Origin of the sequence: Streptomyces sp. NBC_00669 (assembly GCF_036226785.1) — a bacterium.
Classification (GTDB): Bacteria; Actinomycetota; Actinomycetes; order Streptomycetales; family Streptomycetaceae; genus Actinacidiphila.
The window spans coordinates 6,644,002-6,662,129 of sequence record NZ_CP109018.1 but is presented as its reverse complement, the minus strand read 5'-3'; the positions used below and the strand labels follow the sequence as shown (position 1 = coordinate 6,662,129).

Genomic DNA, 18,128 nt, shown 5'->3' with positions numbered 1-18,128 from the left:
CGCGCTCTCGCTCCCGCCCGGCAGGACCCGCGGCGCCACACCGGCCGCCCGCTGCCGGGCGCATCGAACGGAAGGCAGCTCCATGTCCGACCCGACCACTGCGACCATCTCGACCACATCAGCCACTTCCGGCACTTCCGGCACTTCAGGCACCTCTGGCACATCCGCGACCGTGATATCCGTACGGCCGGTCGTCCTGCCCGCCGCGCCCGAGCGCGGCGAGGACCTCCAGGTCCGCGTCTCCGCCCCCGCCGACGGCCACCACCTGCCCGTCGTCGTCTTCTCGCACGGCTTCGGCGGGTCGATGAACGACTACGCCCCGCTCGCGGACTTCTGGGCCGCCCACGGCTTCGTGGTCCTGCAACCCACCCACCTCGACTCCCGCACCCTCGGCGTTCCCGCCGAGGACCCTCGCACCCCCCGCATCTGGCGTTTCCGCATCGAGGACCTCACCCGCGTCCTCGACGGGCTCGACCTGCTGGAAGCCGCCGTGCCGGGCCTCGCCGGGCGCGTCGACCACGACCGCGTCGCGGTGGCCGGCCACTCCTGGGGCGCCCAGAGCGCGAGCACGCTGCTCGGCGCCCGCGTCCTGGACTCCGCCGGGGTGCCCGGCGAGGACATGACCGACCCCCGCGTCAAGGCCGGCGTCCTGTTCGCCCTGACCGGTCTGGGCGACGAGCTGACCCCGTTCGCCGCCGAGCACTTCTCCTTCATGCGGCCGTCCTTCGACGCCATGACCGCGCCGGCCCTCATCGTGGCCGGCGACCACGACCAGTCCGCGCTGTCCACCCGCGGCCCCGACTGGTTCACCGACCCCTACACCTACAGCCCGGGCGGCAAGAGCCTGCTCACGCTCTTCGGGGCCGAGCACTCGCTCGGCGGCATCAACGGGTACGAGTCCACCGCCACGACGGACGAGAACCCGGCCCGCGTCGCGCTGGTCCAGCGGCTCAGCACGGCCTTCCTGCACAGCGCGCTCCGCCCCGAGGACACCGGCTGGAAGGCAGCGGCCGCCGCGCTGGCCGAAGACCCCAGCCCGCTGGGGACGTTGGAGAGCAAGTAGGCGTCAGCAGGACCCGCCACCGTCGAGATAGCCCAACAGGAAGCTCTGATAGGGCTGGTACGCCTTGTGGACGACGGCGGGGTCCACCAGCCAGGCGTCGTACGCGCGGGTCTGCGCCGCGTCGGCGCCGTCGACCAGCCGTCCGCTCGACGGGTCGAGGAACGCCCGGCCCGCGCTGAACCGCTTGGCGTACACCTCCGGTTGCCCGGACGTGGTGGTCTTCGGGTGCGCGGGATCGGCGACGGCGGGGAAGTGCTCGCCGTTGACGACGAAGCCGGCCACCCGCTGCTCCCACGAGTCCAGCACGAGACTGTCGCACGAGGTGGCCTTGTCGGGGTCGGGTGCGGCCCGCCGCACCGTGGTGACCAGACTCTGCTGCGACTTCAAGGACTCCAGCGCGGAGTCGGGCGTACGGGAGGGCGCGGGCTTGGGCGCCGCGTGCCCTCCCCCGCACCCGGTCAGCGCGGCCGTCACGGCAGCCGCGACGGCGATGAGCGGGACGGCCGGTGATCGGCGCACGATGAGCTCCCCCCGGAGACGTGGGGCGCAGCCTAACCCGGCCCTCCCGCGCCCCGCGCCGCCCTCCGCGAAGTCTTCACGAGAGGAGCGCGTCCACCGGGGACACGGGCTCCCAGCGCGGATCGCGGCCCGTCAGCCGCGCGGTGACCCGCGCCCAGGCCGCCTCGTCGGAGCCGAGCCGGACCCGGACGAGGCGGGCCAGCGCCGCGAGTGCGGCGGCCGCCTCGGACGGGGCGTCGGTGCGGCGGGCGGCGCTGCCGAGGTAGTCGAGGACGAGGGCCGCCGGGGCGGCCACGTCCAGCAGGTCGGTGGCGGTCAGCAGGCCGGACGTGAGGAGGCCGTCGAGTTGGGTGACGGTCGCGCAGTGGTAGAGGCCGGCCACTCCGTGGCGGGCGCGCGCCCGGGTGAGTGCGGCGCCGTCGGGCAGGCCGGACGGGCCGGGCTCGCGCACCGACCCGGCGTAGCGCAGCCGCAGTTCGGGGGGAGCGAGCGACATGCCGATCAACTCCTCCCAGTACGGCAGCGGTTCCTCCTGGTGCGCGGCCTCCAACGCCTGCCAGTCGGCGCCGACCGGGTCCGCCGTCACGGCGCTCGTCGCGGTCCAGCGGTGGGAGGCGCGGCGGAGCTTCTTGACCATCTTGGCCGGGGCGCGTTCCCGGTCGAGCCGGGCGCGGAGCACGGCGGCCGGATCACGGGAGTCCAGCGCCTTGATGCACAGTTTGGTGGCGGCCTGGCCGAGCGGGCCGCGGCCGACCAGCGCGGTGAGGCGGGTAGCGCCGCCGTGTTCGAGGAGGCTCAGGCAGCCGAACACCTGCTGGACGAAGCCGAGTTCGGTGGCGTACCGGACGAGGATCTCCTCGACCAGGTCCGGCTCGGCCGAGCCGAGCCACCGCATGCCCCCGGCCGGCCCCGCCGACGGATCGGCCCGCACCTCGGCGAGCACCAGCGCGGCGACCGGCTCCATGGGCGCGCCCGTGCCCGTAGCCGTAGCGGCGTCCGTACCGGCATCCGTACCAGCATCCGTGCGTGCGGCTCCTGCCGCTGCCTGTGCCGCTGCCGCCGCAGCCGTACGACGCGACGACCGCTCGACGACGCGGCGTACGACGAGCGGATCGCGGGTGTGCCGCAGCAGCGCGAGATCGGTGCCGGGGTCATCGACGTCGGCCAGCCGCGCGGCCAGGCCGTCTTCGAGCCAACGCTGCTGGGTGGCGAGGACCCGCAGGGCCCGCGGGTCGCGGCCGGCGAGCAGCCGTTCGAAGGCCGGGCGCGGTATGTGGTCGTGGCGCAGCAGGTACGCGGCGAGCAACCACGGTCCGTCAGGGCCGAGTCGGGACAGCACCGCGTCGATCACCTCGGCGTCGGCCAGGCACAGCAGGGTGCCCACCGGCCAGACCCACAGGTGGTCGCCGTGTGCCAGCAACCCGAGCGCCTCGTCAGGGGTGCCCGGGCGCGCTGTGTGCCGGTCCCAGGACGGCCGGCCCGCCCCGTCCTCCGGCCCGACCTCCGCCTCCGCGCCGGGCGCGGCTCCTGCTCGCGACAGCAGGTCCGCCCAGGTGTCCTCGACGGCCGCCTGCCCCGCCACCGCCGCCAGCCGGAGCCATGCCTCGGGGTCGGCGCCGAGTTCGGAACGCAGGCGCCGGGCAAGGGCGTTGCGCCATCCGACGGGGAAGGCCGACCGCCGCCAGTCGTGCGGGAGGCTCAGCAGGCGGTACGCGGGCAGCCAGCCGAGCAGGTCGTCGGCGGTCAGGATGCCCTGGGTGTAGGCGAGTTCGGTGAGAACCGCGCTGGACCCCCAGGACTCCGGGAGCTTCGCGCGCACCGTCGCGGACGCGGGCGCGGCGTACCAGGAGCCGTGGTCCGGTGGCTCGACCTCCCGCGCCGCGCACGCGCCGACGAGCCACCCCGGGGTGGCGAGGCCGGGGCTGTCCGCCCAACTGGTGCCCGCCAGGAAGCGCAGGACGCCGACGTCCACGGGATCGGGCGGCGGCGCCGCGTCGGCCGGGGCGAGGGTACGGAGCAGGTCGAGGGCGGACAGCGCGGCCCGCTCGACGGCTCCCCGTGGCTTCAGCGGCGGGTCGTACCGCTCCCCCGCGACCTCCGAACCTCCCGCCGCGAGCGCGTCGTCCCCGGCGGAAGCCTCGGCGGCCCCCGCCGCACCGGACTCCCCGGACTCCCCGGATTCCTCCGACCCCTGCGGCCCCTCCGCCGCCACGGCCTCCGCCGCCGCCGCGATCAACTCCCGCAGCCCGCCCGGATATTCGGGCAGCAGCCGGTCGAACGCCGCCCACGCCTCGGCCGAGTCGCCGAGATGCGCGTCGGCCGCCGCGCGCAACTCCCCGACCGCGGCACCGGTGAGCAGGCCGCGCCCCTCCAGCGCGCTCAGCGCCGCGAGCGCCCGGACAGCCGGCCGGGCGGCCCGCACCAGCTCGACCGGGTCGAGCAGCCCTGCCGCGACCACCCCCTCCGCCCACAGCTCGGCGCCGTAATCCAACTCCTCCTCGGCCAGGCGGCGTTCGGGCGGCGAGATGTTCCCGGAGCGCCGACCGCCGGTGCGCCAGGGCTCGTTGAGCACGCTCAGCCTGAACGCGAGCCGCTGCTCGTCGCTCGCCCCCTCGTGCCGGGCCAGCTCCTCGCACGCCTTGGGCATGAACGGGCGCTCCACGTGTGCCTTGTGCAGCGCGTGCAGGTCGTGCGCGTACGGCTCCGCCAGCAGGTCACGCAGCGTGCTGGTGCCTCGGGTGACGGCGAGCAGGCCCGGCAGCCGCCCGGGGTCGTCGTACGGCTCGCCCCGCGCGTACAGCCGGCGCAGGGCGTCGCCCGAACCGTCCTCCTCGGCCAGCGCCGCGGCGACGGCCCCGTGTACGGGCCGGGTCAGGTGGCCGGTGACGGCCGGGTCGTCGAGCAGGCCGCGCAGCGCCTCGGGGCCGCCGCGCTCCCAGACCCGGGCCAGGGCGTACTGCTGGGCCACGCCCCGGGCGCCGGCGGCCAACGCCCTTGCCGTCAGCGCCGGATCGCCCGAGCACAGCAGCGGCGCGAGCCAAGTGCGCGGCACATCGGCGCCCGGGTCGGTCAGTTCGGCCCGCAGCGCCTCGTCCATCGGCACCGTGTCGAGCCGGCGGGCGAGCGTACGGCGCAGGGAGTACGTGGCGCGCGGGTTGCGGTAGACCGCCGCCCCGACCGCCGGGTCCCCGACGTCGAGCAGCCGCGCCAGCACCCTCGGGTCGAGCCGGGAGTGCCGGGCCAGCGCCACCCGGGCGCGGGTGCCGCCGTGCTCCGTGACGGCCGCGGTCAGGCCCGGCCCCGGCAACGCCCCACCGGACAGCAGCAGTTCCACCGTACGGTCCGGCAGCGCCGCCAGCGCGACGGCCGCGTGCTCGGGCGCGGCGTGCTCGATCAGGAGCGCGAACGTGTCGTGCACGCTGCGCGGCGCCGGTGCCCGCAAGGCGCCGCCCGACGGGGCCGGCGGCACGGGCGGGGCCTCGTCGGCGAGCAACTCGGGCACGCTGCCGGGGTATTCGGCGAGCGCGTCGTGCACCCGCAGCCACCGCGCGGCGCTGCCGCCCAGCCGCTCCGCCACCAACGCGCGCAGCCCGCACGCCACTTGCTCGTCCACCCCGCCGGCCGCGGTGATCCGCGCCGCCGCGGTACGCGCCGGCCGCGCGGCCGCCAGCGCCGCGGCCGGGCCCCCGCCCCGCGCCGCGCCCGTTCCCCCGCCGGCCCCCGCTCCCACCGTCAACGCGATCAGTTCGCGCACGACATGGGCCCCCGCACCGCTCTTCGTTCCCGTCACGACCGCCACCCTACGAACGGGGTCCGACAACCGGGGCGGCCCGGGTCGCTCAGAGGAGCGCCGCGCCCGTCGCCGCCTCGTACAGGCTGAGGCCCGCGAGGACGACCATGACCGCGGCCGCGACCTTGGTGATCAGGGACAGCGGCACCCGCTTCATCAGGAGGCGGCCGCCGAAGATCCCGAGGGCGCCGACCGCCCAGAGCCCGAGCACGGCGCCGATGGCGACGGAGACGGGGTTGTCGTAGCGCGCCGCGAGGTTCGCGGTCATGATCTGCGTGAGGTCGCCGAACTCGGCCACGAGGATGAGCATGAAGCCCGCCCCCGACACCTTCCAGAAGCTCTGGCCGGCCGGCTCCTTGACCTCCTCCTCGTCCTCTCCCTTGGACAGCAGCAGCATGGCGGCGCCGCCGAGGAAGAGGAGGCCGACGACGCCCTGCACCCAGCGGTGCGGCAGCAGCGTCAGCAGGCTGCCGGCGGCGATCGCGAGCGCGACATGGACGACGAAGGCGGCGGCGACGCCGACGAAGACGTAGGACGGGCGGTAGCGGGTCCCGAGCATGAGACTGGCGAGCGCGGTCTTGTCGGGGAGTTCGGCCAGGAAGATCACGCCGAAGACGACGGCGATGACGCTGATGCTGAGCACGGAAGCTTTTCCTCGATCGGTCGGGGCGGCCGCACCGAGAGGACCATGGGCTTTCCAGGGGTCGCTTCGGCACGGCAGCGTCAGGACACTGCGGCCGAAGGTCTCGCTGGCGGGCACGCGCGGTGCACCGCCTCCGGGCGCCGGCCCGGCACGTCCGCGCACCTCGCGATGCGGAACGGCCCGGCAGTATGTCGACGGTCCGGCGAAGAGCTACTCCCCTTCTGCTGCCCTCATCGTACGGCATCCCGCCCCCGGCCCGGCCGGGGGCGACCGCGCACGGTCACGCTCCCGAGCGGCGCGCTCGCCTACGGTAACGGGCCCGCGAGGGCGCGAGACCGTACGACCCGCCATCCCGCCGTAGGCTCACGCCTTCCGCCCCCGCACGACCTCGGCCCACGAGCGTCTGTGCGGCGGCTCACCGTGCCGGGGCCGGGTGATCCGGCCGCGCGCGACCAGTTCCAGCACCACCGCCACGGACACCGCCTGCACCGCCATCAACGCGATCAGGACGAAGAGCTGCACCGCGCCGGCCGACACCGGGCTCGCCCCGCCCAGCAGCATGCCGACGAACGCCCCCGGCAGGGTCACCAGGCCCACCGTCCTGGTCTGGTCGAGCCCCGGGATCAGCGCGCCCGAGGCCGCCGGCCGGGCGATCTCCATCCGCGCGTCCCGGTCGCTGAGGCCGATCGCCATCGCCGCCTCCACCTCGCCGGCCCGCCCGGACAGCTCCTCCAGCGCCCGCCGCCCGCCCAGCACGGTGGCCGTCAGCCCGCCGCCGATGAGGATGCCCGCCACCGGGATCAGCGCGATGCCGTCGATCGGCACCAGCCCGCTGAGCACCAGCACGGCCACCACGGGCAGCGCACCGGCGCCCACCGGCACCGCGGCCCAGCGCCAGGTACGGTCGGTGGTGACGCGCCGTCCCGCCGTTCGCGAGGCGACCGCGTACATCAGCAGCACGAAGGCAAGCAGCGCGGCCTGGTGCTTGACCACCCACCCGATCAGCGCGGACACCGCGGCGAGCTGCACCGCGGCCCGGACGCCGGCCAGCACGATGCCGTGCGCGTAGTTCTCCCGCACATCGGCCAGCCGCGCGTAAGCAGCGATGCCCGCCGCCGCCACCAGCAGCACCGCGAGCACGATCCCGAGCGTCCGGTTCACCGGCAGCAGCGACGAGGACGACGAAGACGCCAGGAAAGAAGCGGGTGATCCGAGCGAAGAGGGCAAAGGGATCGAAGGGAACGAAGGGAGCGAGACGGCCGGGAAACCGCCGGACTCGGGCAGAAGAACGGCGCCGGCCGCTGTCACGGGACTGGACCACCTCACACTTGGCGTGCGGTTTCGTCGCCGACTCCGCAGAATCTGCGCCGAACCGTTTCCGCGAGAGTATTCCCGCCGTAATAACGCCGTGATTGTCTATTACGTCACGTGCCCTCGACGGAACCGCGGTCCACTACTGGCGTACGCTGTACGGCTGACGGCGGATGAAGATCCGCCGCTCGTTGACGCGACACCGGAAGCAGGTCTCCGGGGCACTTCGCAGACGGGCTCGCAGGACCAAGGCACCAGACCAAGGCACGACACGGGCACGACGGCGAAGGGCGAGGAGGCGTAGTGCTGCATCACCTGGGCTCCCTCTTCGAGTGGCCGTGGATCTACGTTCTCGTGGCGCTCTCCGTGCTGCTGGACGTGTTCGTCCCGGTCCTGCCCAGCGGCGTCCTGGTGATCAGCGCGGCCACCGCCGGCTCGACCGGCGCCAGGGACGGCATCCTCGACATCCTCGTGCTGCTGGTGTGCGCGGCGACCGCGTCCTGCGCGGGCGATCTGCTCGCATACCGGCTCGCCTGGCGCGGCGGGGCGTGGTTCGACCGGCGGATCGCGAACTCGCGACGGCTCGCCGCCGCCCATGAACGGCTCGGACAGGTGCTCAACAGCGGTGGCGGCGCCCTGGTGGTGCTGGCCCGCTTCGCGCCCGCCGGCCGCAGCGTCGTCAGTCTCGGCGCCGGAGCGGCCCGCCGCCGCCCGCGCGACTTCCTGCCCTGGTCGGCGCTGGCCGGGGTCTGCTGGGCCACCTACAGCGTCGGTCTCGGCTGGATCGGCGGCCGGTGGCTGGGCGCGAGCTGGTTCGGCACCCTGATGTCGTTCATCGCGCTGCTGGGCGCCGGGGCCTTCGCCGCGCTGATCTTCCGCCGCGAGCGGCGGATAGCGATCGAGGCGGACGAGTTCGCCGCCGCGCCGCTCACCGCGGGTACGTCGGCGACGGCCCCCGTCGTGACACCTGACGCGACACCTGCCGTGACACCCCTCGCGACGCCCCTCGTGGCCCCTGTCACAGCGGCGGCCTCCGCGGCGGCGCCGCTCTCGACACCGATCGCCCCGCTGATTCCGCCGCTGGTCCCCCCGCTCATCCCGCCGCGGCCGGCCTTCTCCCCCTCGCTCTCCCCTTCGCTCGCCGGCAACCCGCTCGGCATCCCGCCGCAGACCACGCCGCCGGTGGGCGGCGCGGTGGTGGAGGCGCGCTGACGCGCTGAGCGCCCGGCCGCACAGCCCGCGCGCGGCGCCGAGCGCCTCCGCGCCGGCCTGCGGCCCCTACGGCCACCCCGGTCCACTTCGTCCCCACCACCGGCCGCCGCCGATCAGCGACGACGCCGTCTGGACGACGGGTAGCTCCACCCGGAGCCGACCCCGGCCAGGTGCAGCGCGACGCAGAACGCACCGGCCAGCAGCAGGCTGAATGGCGTGAAACCGGCGTCCGTTCCGGTGCTGGTCGCGTTGACGATGTACCCGATGGCGAAGATGACGGCGCCCACGGCAGCAAGCATGTGAAGCCTCCTTGAAGCGGTCGGCGCCGGAGTAGGCGCCCCGAGCGCCCGGTCGGCGCCCTCAGACCCTCGCCTTCCCCCCAACCCCCATGCGACGCACATCAGTTCGCACCCCAGGGACGGATGCCCACGGAGCCGCACGGAACCGGACGGATCACCCCGGCCGGAGCCCCGCTTTCCAGAATTTCGGAAAGTATTCTCACTCGATCCGGCAATAGTCAGCACTCTCCGTACTGGAAAGAATTGGGCCGTATCAGCTCCTTACGGGAAGGACAGTCCATGTCGGTTGATGCGGGTCAGGACACCGCACAAGGCAATCCGCAGGACGCTCACGCGCGGACCAGTCTCGACACTGCCGCCGCGCGGAATCTGGCGACCACCACGAAGTCCACCCCGCAGATGCAGGGCATCTCGTCCCGCTGGCTGCTCAAGGTGCTGCCGTGGGTGCAGGTCAACGCGGGCACGTACCGGGTCAACCGCCGGTTGAGCTACGCGGTGGGCGACGGCCGGGTGACCTTCGTGAAGACCGGCTCCGAGGTCCGGGTCATCCCGCAGGAACTGGGCGAGATCGCCGCGCTGCGGTCGTTCGACGACGTGGCGGCACTCACCGCGCTGGCGGATCGTTTCGTCCAACGGGAGTACGCGGCGGGTGACGTGCTGGCCGAGGCCGGCCGCCCGGCGGACACCGTCTTCCTGATCGCCCACGGCAAGGTCGAGAAGATCGGCGAGGGGTCGTACGGCGAGCCCACCCAGCTCGGCTCGCTCGCCGACGGCGCCTACTTCGGCGAGCAGGCGCTGCTGGGCGAGGACACCTGGCAGTACACCTCCAAGGCCGCCACCGCGACCACGGTGCTGGAACTGCCGCGGCAGTCGCTGCTGTCGCTGCTGGATGCCGCCCCACCGCTGCGCGAACACCTCGACGCGTTCCGGGCGATCCCGACCCAGCGCACCAACAAGCGCGGTGAGGCCGCGATCGAGCTGGCCTCGGGCCACAAGGGCGAGGCCGCGCTGCCGGCCACCTACGTGGACTACGAAGTCAAGCCGCGCGAGTACGAGTTGAGCGTCGCCCAGACCGTGCTGCGGGTGCACAGCCGGGTGGCCGACCTCTACAACGAACCGATGAACCAGACCGAGCAGCAACTCAAGCTCACCGTCGAGGCGTTGCGGGAGCGCCAGGAACACGAGCTGATCAACAACCCCGAGTTCGGCCTGCTCAACAACGCGGACTACGACCAGCGCATCCAGCCGCACGCCGGGCCGCCGCTGCCCGACGACCTGGACGAGCTGATCAGCCGCCGCCGCAACACCCGCTACCTGCTCGCCCACCCGCGCACCATCGCCGCGTTCGGCCGCGAGTGCACCCGCGCGGGCATCTACCCGGACCCCGTGGAGGTGAACGGCTCCACCGTCCCCGGCTGGCGCGGCGTGCCCATCCTGAGCTGCAACAAGATCCCGGTCACCGAGGCCAGGACCAGCTCGATCATCGCCATCCGTACCGGCGAGGACAACCAGGGCGTCATCGGTCTCAACCAGACCGGCCTGCCCGACGAGTACGAACCCGGGCTCAACGTCCGCTTCATGGGCGTCGACGAGAAGGCGATCATCAGCTACCTGGTGACGACGTACTTCTCCGCCGCCGTGCTGGTGCCCGACGCGCTCGGCGTGCTGGAGAACGTCAACGTGTCCAACTGGCGCTGAGCCGTGCGGCGGAGCTGCCGCGGGGCCGTAGCGGCCACGGCGCGCAGCAGCCGCGGGACCTAGCAACCGCATGACAGCCGTACCGAGAAGGGCGGTTCCCCCACCGGGCCTGGTGGGGGAACCGCCCTCTTTCACGTCTCACGGCTCGGCGGTCGCGCCGCCGCTCACTGCCGGAGCACGATCTCCCGGAAGACGCTCGCGCTCACCGACAGGCCGTCGCCGAACGGCGCGTCCAGGTCCCAGATCAGGAAGAGCAGGAACGCGATGAGCGCGCTGAACAGTCCGGCGAGGAGCAACTCCCTTCCGGAGCGCCGGATCTGCAACGTGAAGATCAGCCCGACCGTGACCAGCGCCCCGGTGATCAGGCCGAACCACACCATCCCCGGCATCGTGGCCCCGAGACTCTGCCCCCGGTTCGTCCTGGCCTGGTCCACGGCCGTGACCTGGTCCAGCAGCGGCTGGTACGCCTGCTGGCCGAGGTCGCTCTTCGGGTCGTACTGCGTGACGTCGGTACGCACCTTGTCCAGCAACTGCGTGGCCCTGGGCGACAGTTCGTCGTGGTTCCGCATGTACGGCCATTCCTTGTCGGCGACATAGGAGGCGTACGCGTCCACGTCCGCGCGCACCTGGTCCCGTACACCGGCCGGGTAGACCTGCACCCGGGCCTTGATCTCGTGCAGGGCCTGCGCCTCGGCGAGCACGTCCGCCTGGGCGCTGCCGCGGCCCTCCCACACGCCCGCGATGGCCAGACCGAGCACGATCGCGTAGACCACGCCGATCATCATGACCATGTACTCGATGACGTCCGGGGTCTCGGACGGGTCGTCGTCGTCGGTGATCCTGCGCTGCCTGAGCACCACGACACTGATCACCACGGCACACACCGCGGCCATCGCGATGACCAGCACCAACCACTGTGACATGGGTGAACTCCCCCTCTTTCGCTAGCGGTTCCTGCGGTAGGTGTTGGAGCCCGGCCGCAGTACGGCCACGGCGAGCAGGGCGGGCACGGTGGTGAGCAGCATCGTCTCCATCACGGTGCGGGTGTGCCGCGTCGGCTTGCGCACGGCCTTGGGCGCGGGGGTCGGCCAGGCCACGGGTTGCGGCGGCGCGGCGGCGGGGCTCGGGGTGGCCTTGGGAGTGGGGGTGGGGGTCGGACGCGGGGTGGGGCTGGGTGGCGGGGGCGGTGGAGAAGCGGGCGGCGGTGCCACGGCCGCGCGGTGGGTGGGGGCCGGGGTCGGGGTGGGGGTCGGGGTCGGTTTCGGGGTGGGCGTGGGTGTGGGGGTGGGGGTGGGGGTCGACGGTGGCGGGGTCGTGGGTGGCGGAGTCGTGGGTGGTGGAGGTGGCGGCGGGGGCGGCTTCGGGTGGCAGGACGCCGGGGGGCGCGGGTGCCACAGCCAGCCCGACGGGAAGGTCCACGTGCCGGACCAGCCCCCGGTCCAGCTCCAGGTCCACGCCCAAGGCCAGTACCAGGGACCGCACTTCAGCGGCCAGGGCGAGCCCGGGAACGGGCTCGGGTGCCGATGCGTCCGCGGCCGGCCGGCGTGGTGCGCGCCGAGCTCCCAGAACGGGGGCCGTACGTGGGCCGGTTGCCGCGGGTACGGCGGCTGCTCGGTCCGGTCGGGCACGACCTCGGGTGTGCCGACCGTCGGAACCGGGGTGGGCGGCGCGCTGGTCGCCGCGGGAGCCGGGGAACGGGCAGGGACCGTGCTGGGGACGGGAGTTGGGGTGGAGGTAGGTGCCGGCGTACGGTTCGGCGTCGGTGCCGATGTCGGCGTAGGGCTCGGCACGCGGGTCGGCGTACGGCTCGGTGTCGGGTCAGGTTCCGCCGACGGGTTCGGGCCGTCCGGTGTCGCCCGCGAGGGCGGGGTGGCCCCTGGGCCGGAGCGGTCGGGGTGGTGCGGCCGGTCCGGGCGGTCCTGGGGCGCCGCCGGTGCGTGGTTCGCGTGTGCTGGGTGCGGCGCGTACGCCGCTGGGCCCGAGTGCCGGGAGGACGCCGGGCCGGGCGGCCCTGACCGTTCTCGCGCGGCGCCCGGGCGGGCTGGTGGACGGGAGGTCGTACAGGCGCGGGCCGCGCGTATGCCGTCGGGGCAGCCGGGTCCGGGGGTCGCGGCCGCCACGCCGCTCAGACCCCATGAACCCGCTGCCATCACCACGGCGAGCGCCGCCCACATCCGGGCGAGCCTCCCCCATGAAGTGCTCACCCCTCCATGCTTCGCAGCACCACCGCGCACACCCGCGCGAACCCCCTTCGTTCACCCGAAAGGGTCAGCAACCCCCTAAACGTGTCGGCGTGTCGCCCAACGCCCTTTCATCGGGGGGCCGTTACGGGGGTGGGGCCGGGCACGGTGGAGAGCGGGTGCGTACGCCGGCGCCGCCCGCCGGTTCCGGGCGCCGCTCGACCGTTCCCGGCCCGGCCACCCGCCACAGGGCCACCGCTCCCGGCCACCCGCCGCCCGGCCACCCGCTCCCGGCACCGCTCAGCGCGGGGCTCGCCCGCTCACCGTACGTCGCCCGCCGCGCCCAGCTCCTCCAGCAGCAGGTGCCACGGGTAGCCCACCGGGTCGTCGCCCTCCGGCGGGCCCGGCTCGAAGCCGCCCGGGCCGTGCAGCACCCGCACCCCGGCCAGCCGCAGCTCCCCCACCGACCGCTCGAACGCGGGATGCCGGGCGTACGCCGCGTTCAGGCACGGCATCGCGATCAGCGGGGTGCCCTTACCGATCGCCTCCGCGGCCACCCCGACCACGAACTTGTCGGTGATCCCGGCCGCCCACGCGTTGATCGTCGTGAAGGTCGCCGGAGCCACCACGATCACGTCGGCCGGCGGCCAGACGTCCGGCTGCCCGGGCAACTTGTACTCCCAGCGCACCGGGTGCCCGGTCAGCACCGCGAGGCCGTCCAGCGAGTCGCCCAACCACCGCGCCGCGGTGGGCGTCAGCCCGAGGCACACGTCCCACCCGGCCCGCTGCGCGGACTCGATCACCCGCGCCACGTCGAACACCGGAGGCGCGGCGGAAGCGAACAGGTACAGGGTTCGAGTGATCATGATCCCCACTCAACCGCCCCACCCTTCACTCCGCAACCACGCCCTCCGCCCGCGCGGAAGCCGTCATGAAATGCGTCACACCGTCGCAAGCAGGGCATACCCGGCGGTCGGGGCTCGGGCGCGGCAACAGCCCCCGCCCGGCGACCGATCCGGGCGCGGCCGGCGCGGGGCCGAGGGAAGCGCCGCTCCGGACGGCTCCCGGGCCACCCCGGAGCCCCTTCCCCACCTCGCGGGCGCCTGGTACAGATGGTGAGGTTACCCCCGTACACCGGAAGTCTCGCCATGAACCAGGACAACACCACCGGCCTCATACCCTTCGCGATCGACCTGACCTTCGAGGAAGCCCGCCGCCGGGCCGAGGTCGTGGCCGCGCTCGGTCCGGACTGGGACCCGATGGCCGTCCTGCGGGGCGAGGACGAGGCGTACGCCCTCCTCTACTCGGACCTGGACGCCGACCAGCAGCGCACCTACGACCTGCTGGTGGCGGCCGGCGTCCTGCCGGGGACAGGGGAGGAGCCGGGCCGTGCGGCTGCCCATTGACCCGCACGCGGACATCGCCCGCCGCGCCTGGGTGGCCTGCCCCGTCTGCGACGACGCCCGCCACTGCGCGACCTGCGCGGCCCGCCGCAACTGCGGCGAGCACTGGCGCTACCTGCTCGCCAACAAGGGCCCGGTCATCCACCTCCAGTGCCCGCGCTGCACCCACATCTGGTCCGTGAACACCCGCCCCGGCACCACCCGCCCCGCCGACGACACCCCGTTCTGACCCCCGCCCGCGGAAGAACCCTCACGGGGCGAGCCGGTACGGGGCGAGCCGGGCGGCCGTCGACCCGACGCCAGGGGGACCGGGCCGGACCGTTGCCGCGGCGGCGCGGAAGTGCGCCGCGGCGAATGTGGGTAGGGTTCCCGGGCCGCGGGGACGAGGGTGCGGCAGCGCGGATTCGGCCGGGGAGAGACTGTGGCGCTCTGGGATCAACTGCCCGCTCTGATAGGCGTCGTGATCGGTTCGCTCGGCTCGTACGCCGTGCAGACCTCGACCGAGCGCCGACGGTGGAGGCGGCAGCGGGAGGAGCGTTGGGACGAGAAGCGCTTCGAGACGTACGGCCGTTACGCCAACGTGCTCAAGGCGCAGTTGCGCGTCGCCCAGCGCATAGGCGCCGCCCTCGGATTCGCCGACGTGGCCGACCCGTTGCAGCCCGCCGACGGCCTCCCGCTCCTCGCCGACGCCGAGTCCCGCCGCGCGACGGAATGGGAGTCCGTCCTGCTGGTCGGTGACGCGGCGACCATCGCGGCGGCGCGGCGCTGGCACGAGACGATCTGGACCATCGAACTCCTCGTACGGGAGGGGCCGGTGGACCCCGCGATGTGGACCAAGGCCCACGCCCTGGCGAGCGCGGCACGCGATGCCTTCTACGCGAGCGCCCGACGCGACCTCGGCATCGCGGGAGACCCGCCGCCCTCGGGTTCGTGGCCCCGGCAATGGCGAGCCGAACTCACCGGCTGAGCGCGGACCGGCTGCGGCACGTCGCCGAGGGGCGCTCCGCGGCTCGAACGCGGACGGTACGGCGCCGACACGAACCGCGCGGCGCGCACCCGTACGGCACCCGACTCCAATGGACCGGCCCCCGTCAACAGCGCGACGGGGGCCTCAGCCTTTCCGGCTGGCGGCAACCGCGTCGGTGTACTGCTCGGTGGTCAAGTCGCCGTCCTCGATGCCCAGCTCGACGAGGACCGCGCGTACATCGTCGAGCGCGGCGTCGACCTGGTCGTCCGGGACGATCGTCTCCAACTCGATCCAGTGCTGCCCGTCTACCTCCGGCACCTGCACGAGGGTGGCGAGCATCGAGCGGCCGTGCGCCTCAATCGAGTAATTCCGGCAGCGCTTCTCGAACTCGATCACGGGCGTGTACCCGAGGCCGCGCACGATCTCGTGCACCGCACTGGCGTCCGTGACGGCGGTCTCGGACTCCGGCTTGGAGCCGCTGGCGTCATCGACCCGGGCGCCCTTGTAAGTGAGGACCGTGCGGGTGCTGTCCGGGCCGTGGACGGTGCGTACCCGCAACTCGCGGTCCCCGCCGGTCAGCTCGCGGTCGGGGGTGTCGTAGTAGGTGTCGTGGTAGACCTCGGCGCGGCCGACCGCACGCTTCTCCAGCTCTGCGTGCACGTGCTCAGGATCGCGGACCCGCGCCTTCAGCTCTGCCTCGATCAACTGCCCCTCCTAGATGGTCCGCTCGGCATCGGCGGCGAGCGCGTCCAGCATCCTGCGGAAGCCGCCGTAGAGCGGGCCCGACGGCGTGTGCATCACCTTGTACACCGCAGACTCATGCCCCTCCCAGCCCGCGGTGAACGCGCTGACGTACATGGTGGTGTCCAGCCGGATGATCCGCCATGTGGGTAGCGAGCGGTACCGGTAGACCGCGAGTTGACGACCCGTGGCCAGCTCGCGCAGTCGAGCCTCGGCCAGACGGATACCCCCCGCCAGGGACTCGGCAGACTCACCGATCTCGGCCGCCCTGCCGGCGACCGCGGGCGCGTCCGGATCGAGCAGCAGCACCCGGACCCGTGGCGGCTCCCGGCGGGCGAGGCCGGGCCGAAGCAGGCTGTCGTTGAGAGCCAAGAGCCCGAGGCCACGCACCGCCAGGACGTCGATTTCCGCCGCGGTGGTGGCGTGCCGCTGGATCTCCTCGGCGGCCGCGGCCTGGGCCGAGTAGACCCTGACGACCTCGGGGAAGGCTGCGAGGTCGAACGCGGCGCCGCTGGCGCGCTGTTCGCGGGAGGGGGCGAGACCGAGCAGCCGGCGGGCGTCGTCCGGCATGCCGAGGCCGTCGGCGACGCGCTCGTACACGTCGAGCCGCGAGATCTCCCGGCGGCCGTTGATCACCTCGTTCACCCGGCCCTGCGTCATGTCGACGGCGGCCGCAATCCGGGCCTGACTTGCGCCGGCGTGCTGCTGGACCGCACGGAAGATGGCGGCCATGTCTCGGCCGCGCAGCGCCTCGCGCACGTCGGCGCGCTGCCAGGCCCAATCAGGCATTGCTACCTGGGTGTTCGCTGCTGTGGCCACCTCGGCTCCGCACGGTTCACGGCGGGATCGAAATGTATCCCACGGTGAGATTACCGCTCGGGTATCGAATCGCGACGCACGGTCACGGAACCTTGCAGCAGAAAGCCCCGCGCCGTGCGACCGGCCGGGGCAGCAGCCACGCCAGCAAGGGGCGCAGCATGCGGCAGTCCACGGTTCGGCGGTCCGCCGTCGGACGTCTGCTCGATGCGGAGCTGCGTATCCCGCGGGTGCGGTCACTGGAAGCGGCGTGCGCCGAATTGGCCGCGCGTCCGCTCGACGTCACGCTCGCCGAGATCCGCCAGGCCCTCGAAGGGCAGGTCGGTGGCGAGGGCAGGCGGCGCCTGCACGTGCTCGTCAGCACCCTGTACCACCGCGCCGGCGCCTCACTTGACCTCACGATCGCGCTGCGCACCGAGATCGAGGCGGCACCGGCCGCCCCACCCACCGAGGAGTGATCACCATGTCCTGTGGCGTTCCCGGCTGCCGTAAGGGCGGCTGCACCACCGACCCCAAACCCACCACCCCGCCCACCCGCAACCCCACCGAGTCCTGACGATGTCGACCGCCCCCGCAGGAATCCACCACGCCCACCCGCCGATCGTGTGCTGCTCGACGACACTCCTGCTGCCGCTGAGCACGCTCGCCGCCGCCACGCGGATGACCGCAGACCCCAGCGCCATCGACAAGGCCGTGCAGTGCTGCCTCCCCCACAAGACCGGCACCCACTACGGACTCGTCGCCGAGATCGACCCGACGCACGCCGCGTGGGCCGTGTGGGGACGGGACGGCAGCCCGCACCTCCGAGTCCTCGCCGACTGCCCCGAGACCAGCCCGGACCGGATGGACGGCTGCGCCCTCTACGCCCGACACCGCGGCCCCCACACCTGGCACACGAGCAGCACCAACCACACCCCGCCCCGCTCCGTCATGACCGTCCCGCCCCGATAGCTGCCGCGGTTGGTCCCGCGGCACGGCCGCCCGACATCAAACGGGCGACCACCGGCCCCGGCACACGCCGACCCCTGCCGCGCCGGGGCCACCCACCACCAGCCACACATCCCGAGGACCGACCTTCGAATCCGTGGGCGACGGGGGCCGAGTCGTGCCCGAGACGGGCGCGCCGATCTGCGGAGTGGCCATGATCACTTGGGAGACATCCGGAAGACGTCCAGGGAGAAGCAAGTTCCAGAAGAGGGGTAGCGGGTTCCAGCAGAATCCGGGAAAAGCGAAGGGCCACGTCGGGGGCAACGCCCTGACCTGGCCCTTCGTCACATTCCGGGTGATGCACGGGGTGGGCGTGGACGGTTTCGAACCGCCGACATCCGCCTTGTAAGGGCGGCGCTCTACCACTGAGCTACACGCCCCCGGGGTTTGCGACGTCACAGGTTACCCCGGGGTGGGGCGTGCTCGGCAAGCGCGGTGGGCCGGGCGGCGGGGCGGGGCGGGCCCGGCGGCGGGGCTCGGCCTGGAGCCGGCGGGGCCG

18 protein-coding genes and 1 tRNA gene are annotated in these 18,128 nt (G+C 73.6%); 8 read left to right on the top strand and 11 right to left on the bottom strand.

The features are described 5' to 3' along the window. Positions 1-82: 82 nt before the first annotated feature. Entirely contained in the window at positions 83-1,063 is a 981-nt protein-coding gene (locus OG896_RS28150; protein WP_443057164.1) for an alpha/beta hydrolase family protein, read from the top strand. Between the two features lie 3 nt (positions 1,064-1,066). Here the strand turns inward: OG896_RS28150 and OG896_RS28145 are convergent, their stop codons facing one another. The 4 genes from OG896_RS28145 to OG896_RS28130 all read right to left on the bottom strand — a co-directional run bounded on the left by OG896_RS28145 (position 1,067) and on the right by OG896_RS28130 (position 7,185). Further along, positions 1,067-1,582 carry a hypothetical protein gene (locus tag OG896_RS28145; protein ID WP_329369804.1) on the bottom strand — a complete coding sequence of 172 codons (516 nt, stop codon included), beginning with the start codon at positions 1,580-1,582 and terminating at the stop codon, positions 1,067-1,069. A 76-nt stretch (positions 1,583-1,658) separates the two neighbouring features. Further along, positions 1,659-5,372: a hypothetical protein gene (locus OG896_RS28140; RefSeq protein ID WP_329369802.1), complete on the bottom strand. Its 3,714-nt coding sequence runs from the start codon at positions 5,370-5,372 to the stop codon at positions 1,659-1,661. 49 nt (positions 5,373-5,421) lie between these two features. Further along, on the bottom strand, positions 5,422-6,015 hold the full coding sequence (locus OG896_RS28135; RefSeq protein WP_329369800.1) for a TMEM165/GDT1 family protein: 594 nt from the start codon (positions 6,013-6,015) through the stop codon (positions 5,422-5,424). Between the two features lie 363 nt (positions 6,016-6,378). Beyond that, positions 6,379-7,185 (bottom strand): ABC transporter permease, encoded by an 807-nt coding sequence (locus tag OG896_RS28130; protein WP_329374329.1) that lies wholly within the window; start codon positions 7,183-7,185, stop codon positions 6,379-6,381. Positions 7,186-7,629: 444 nt separating this feature from the next. On the opposite strand from OG896_RS28130, the gene OG896_RS28125 reads away from it, so the two are divergent. Further along, positions 7,630-8,538 carry a DedA family protein gene (locus tag OG896_RS28125; protein ID WP_329369798.1) on the top strand — a complete coding sequence of 303 codons (909 nt, stop codon included), beginning with the start codon at positions 7,630-7,632 and terminating at the stop codon, positions 8,536-8,538. A gap of 113 nt (positions 8,539-8,651) precedes the next feature. On the opposite strand, the gene OG896_RS28120 is transcribed toward OG896_RS28125, so the two are convergent. Next, on the bottom strand, positions 8,652-8,837 hold the full coding sequence (locus OG896_RS28120; protein WP_328463621.1) for a hypothetical protein: 186 nt from the start codon (positions 8,835-8,837) through the stop codon (positions 8,652-8,654). 279 nt (positions 8,838-9,116) lie between these two features. Between OG896_RS28120 and OG896_RS28115 the strand changes: the two genes are divergently transcribed. Then, the gene (locus OG896_RS28115) at positions 9,117-10,535 is read left to right on the top strand and encodes a family 2B encapsulin nanocompartment shell protein (protein ID WP_329369795.1); all 1,419 of its coding nucleotides are present in this window, start codon (positions 9,117-9,119) and stop codon (positions 10,533-10,535) included. 164 nt (positions 10,536-10,699) lie between these two features. Here OG896_RS28115 and OG896_RS28110 read toward each other — a convergent pair whose 3' ends face one another. From OG896_RS28110 to OG896_RS28100, 3 genes are all read right to left on the bottom strand, one after another. Further along, on the bottom strand, positions 10,700-11,458 hold the full coding sequence (locus OG896_RS28110; protein WP_329369793.1) for a bestrophin-like domain: 759 nt from the start codon (positions 11,456-11,458) through the stop codon (positions 10,700-10,702). A 21-nt stretch (positions 11,459-11,479) separates the two neighbouring features. Beyond that, a complete protein-coding gene (locus tag OG896_RS28105; RefSeq protein WP_329369791.1) occupies positions 11,480-11,632 on the bottom strand; it encodes a hypothetical protein in 153 nt (50 codons plus the stop codon). Between the two features lie 1,403 nt (positions 11,633-13,035). Continuing rightward, on the bottom strand, positions 13,036-13,581 hold the full coding sequence (locus OG896_RS28100) for a flavoprotein (protein ID WP_329369789.1): 546 nt from the start codon (positions 13,579-13,581) through the stop codon (positions 13,036-13,038). Between the two features lie 282 nt (positions 13,582-13,863). Here OG896_RS28100 and OG896_RS28095 point away from each other — a divergent pair, with 282 nt between their 5' ends. From OG896_RS28095 to OG896_RS28085, 3 genes are all read left to right on the top strand, one after another. Beyond that, positions 13,864-14,121 (top strand): DUF6400 family protein, encoded by a 258-nt coding sequence (locus tag OG896_RS28095; protein WP_329369787.1) that lies wholly within the window; start codon positions 13,864-13,866, stop codon positions 14,119-14,121. Then, positions 14,105-14,347 carry a hypothetical protein gene (locus OG896_RS28090; protein ID WP_329369785.1) on the top strand — a complete coding sequence of 81 codons (243 nt, stop codon included), beginning with the start codon at positions 14,105-14,107 and terminating at the stop codon, positions 14,345-14,347. Before OG896_RS28095 ends, OG896_RS28090 begins: the two co-directional genes overlap by 17 nt. A gap of 192 nt (positions 14,348-14,539) precedes the next feature. Next, entirely contained in the window at positions 14,540-15,085 is a 546-nt protein-coding gene (locus OG896_RS28085) for a hypothetical protein (RefSeq protein WP_329369783.1), read from the top strand. A 144-nt stretch (positions 15,086-15,229) separates the two neighbouring features. Here the strand turns inward: OG896_RS28085 and cyaB are convergent, their stop codons facing one another. Together cyaB and OG896_RS28075 are read right to left on the bottom strand one after the other, a co-directional pair. Continuing rightward, positions 15,230-15,790, bottom strand: a complete 561-nt coding sequence (cyaB, locus tag OG896_RS28080) for a class IV adenylate cyclase (protein ID WP_329369780.1) — start codon at positions 15,788-15,790, stop codon at positions 15,230-15,232. Positions 15,791-15,799: 9 nt separating this feature from the next. Further along, entirely contained in the window at positions 15,800-16,615 is an 816-nt protein-coding gene (locus OG896_RS28075; RefSeq protein WP_329369778.1) for a helix-turn-helix domain-containing protein, read from the bottom strand. A 188-nt stretch (positions 16,616-16,803) separates the two neighbouring features. Here OG896_RS28075 and OG896_RS28070 point away from each other — a divergent pair, with 188 nt between their 5' ends. Together OG896_RS28070 and OG896_RS28065 are read left to right on the top strand one after the other, a co-directional pair. Next, positions 16,804-17,100 (top strand): hypothetical protein, encoded by a 297-nt coding sequence (locus OG896_RS28070; protein WP_329369776.1) that lies wholly within the window; start codon positions 16,804-16,806, stop codon positions 17,098-17,100. Between the two features lie 100 nt (positions 17,101-17,200). After that, the gene (locus tag OG896_RS28065; RefSeq protein WP_329369774.1) at positions 17,201-17,593 is read left to right on the top strand and encodes a hypothetical protein; all 393 of its coding nucleotides are present in this window, start codon (positions 17,201-17,203) and stop codon (positions 17,591-17,593) included. Between the two features lie 344 nt (positions 17,594-17,937). On the opposite strand, the gene OG896_RS28060 is transcribed toward OG896_RS28065, so the two are convergent. Further along, positions 17,938-18,009 (bottom strand) — tRNA-Val (locus OG896_RS28060). Between the last annotated feature and the right edge of the window lie 119 nt (positions 18,010-18,128).

Excerpts from the sequence above, each read along its gene's own strand:
- OG896_RS28150 (WP_443057164.1), top strand. The coding sequence starts at position 83 with ATGTCCGACCCGACCACTGCGACCATCTCGACCACATCAGCCACTTCC.
- OG896_RS28120 (WP_328463621.1), bottom strand. The coding sequence starts at position 8,837 with ATGCTTGCTGCCGTGGGCGCCGTCATCTTCGCCATCGGGTACATCGTC.
- OG896_RS28115 (WP_329369795.1), top strand. The coding sequence starts at position 9,117 with ATGTCGGTTGATGCGGGTCAGGACACCGCACAAGGCAATCCGCAGGAC.
- OG896_RS28110 (WP_329369793.1), bottom strand. The coding sequence starts at position 11,458 with ATGTCACAGTGGTTGGTGCTGGTCATCGCGATGGCCGCGGTGTGTGCC.
- OG896_RS28100 (WP_329369789.1), bottom strand. The coding sequence starts at position 13,581 with ATGATCACTCGAACCCTGTACCTGTTCGCTTCCGCCGCGCCTCCGGTG.
- OG896_RS28095 (WP_329369787.1), top strand. The coding sequence starts at position 13,864 with ATGAACCAGGACAACACCACCGGCCTCATACCCTTCGCGATCGACCTG.
- OG896_RS28075 (WP_329369778.1), bottom strand. The coding sequence starts at position 16,615 with ATGCCTGATTGGGCCTGGCAGCGCGCCGACGTGCGCGAGGCGCTGCGC.
- OG896_RS28070 (WP_329369776.1), top strand. The coding sequence starts at position 16,804 with ATGCGGCAGTCCACGGTTCGGCGGTCCGCCGTCGGACGTCTGCTCGAT.
- OG896_RS28065 (WP_329369774.1), top strand. The coding sequence starts at position 17,201 with ATGTCGACCGCCCCCGCAGGAATCCACCACGCCCACCCGCCGATCGTG.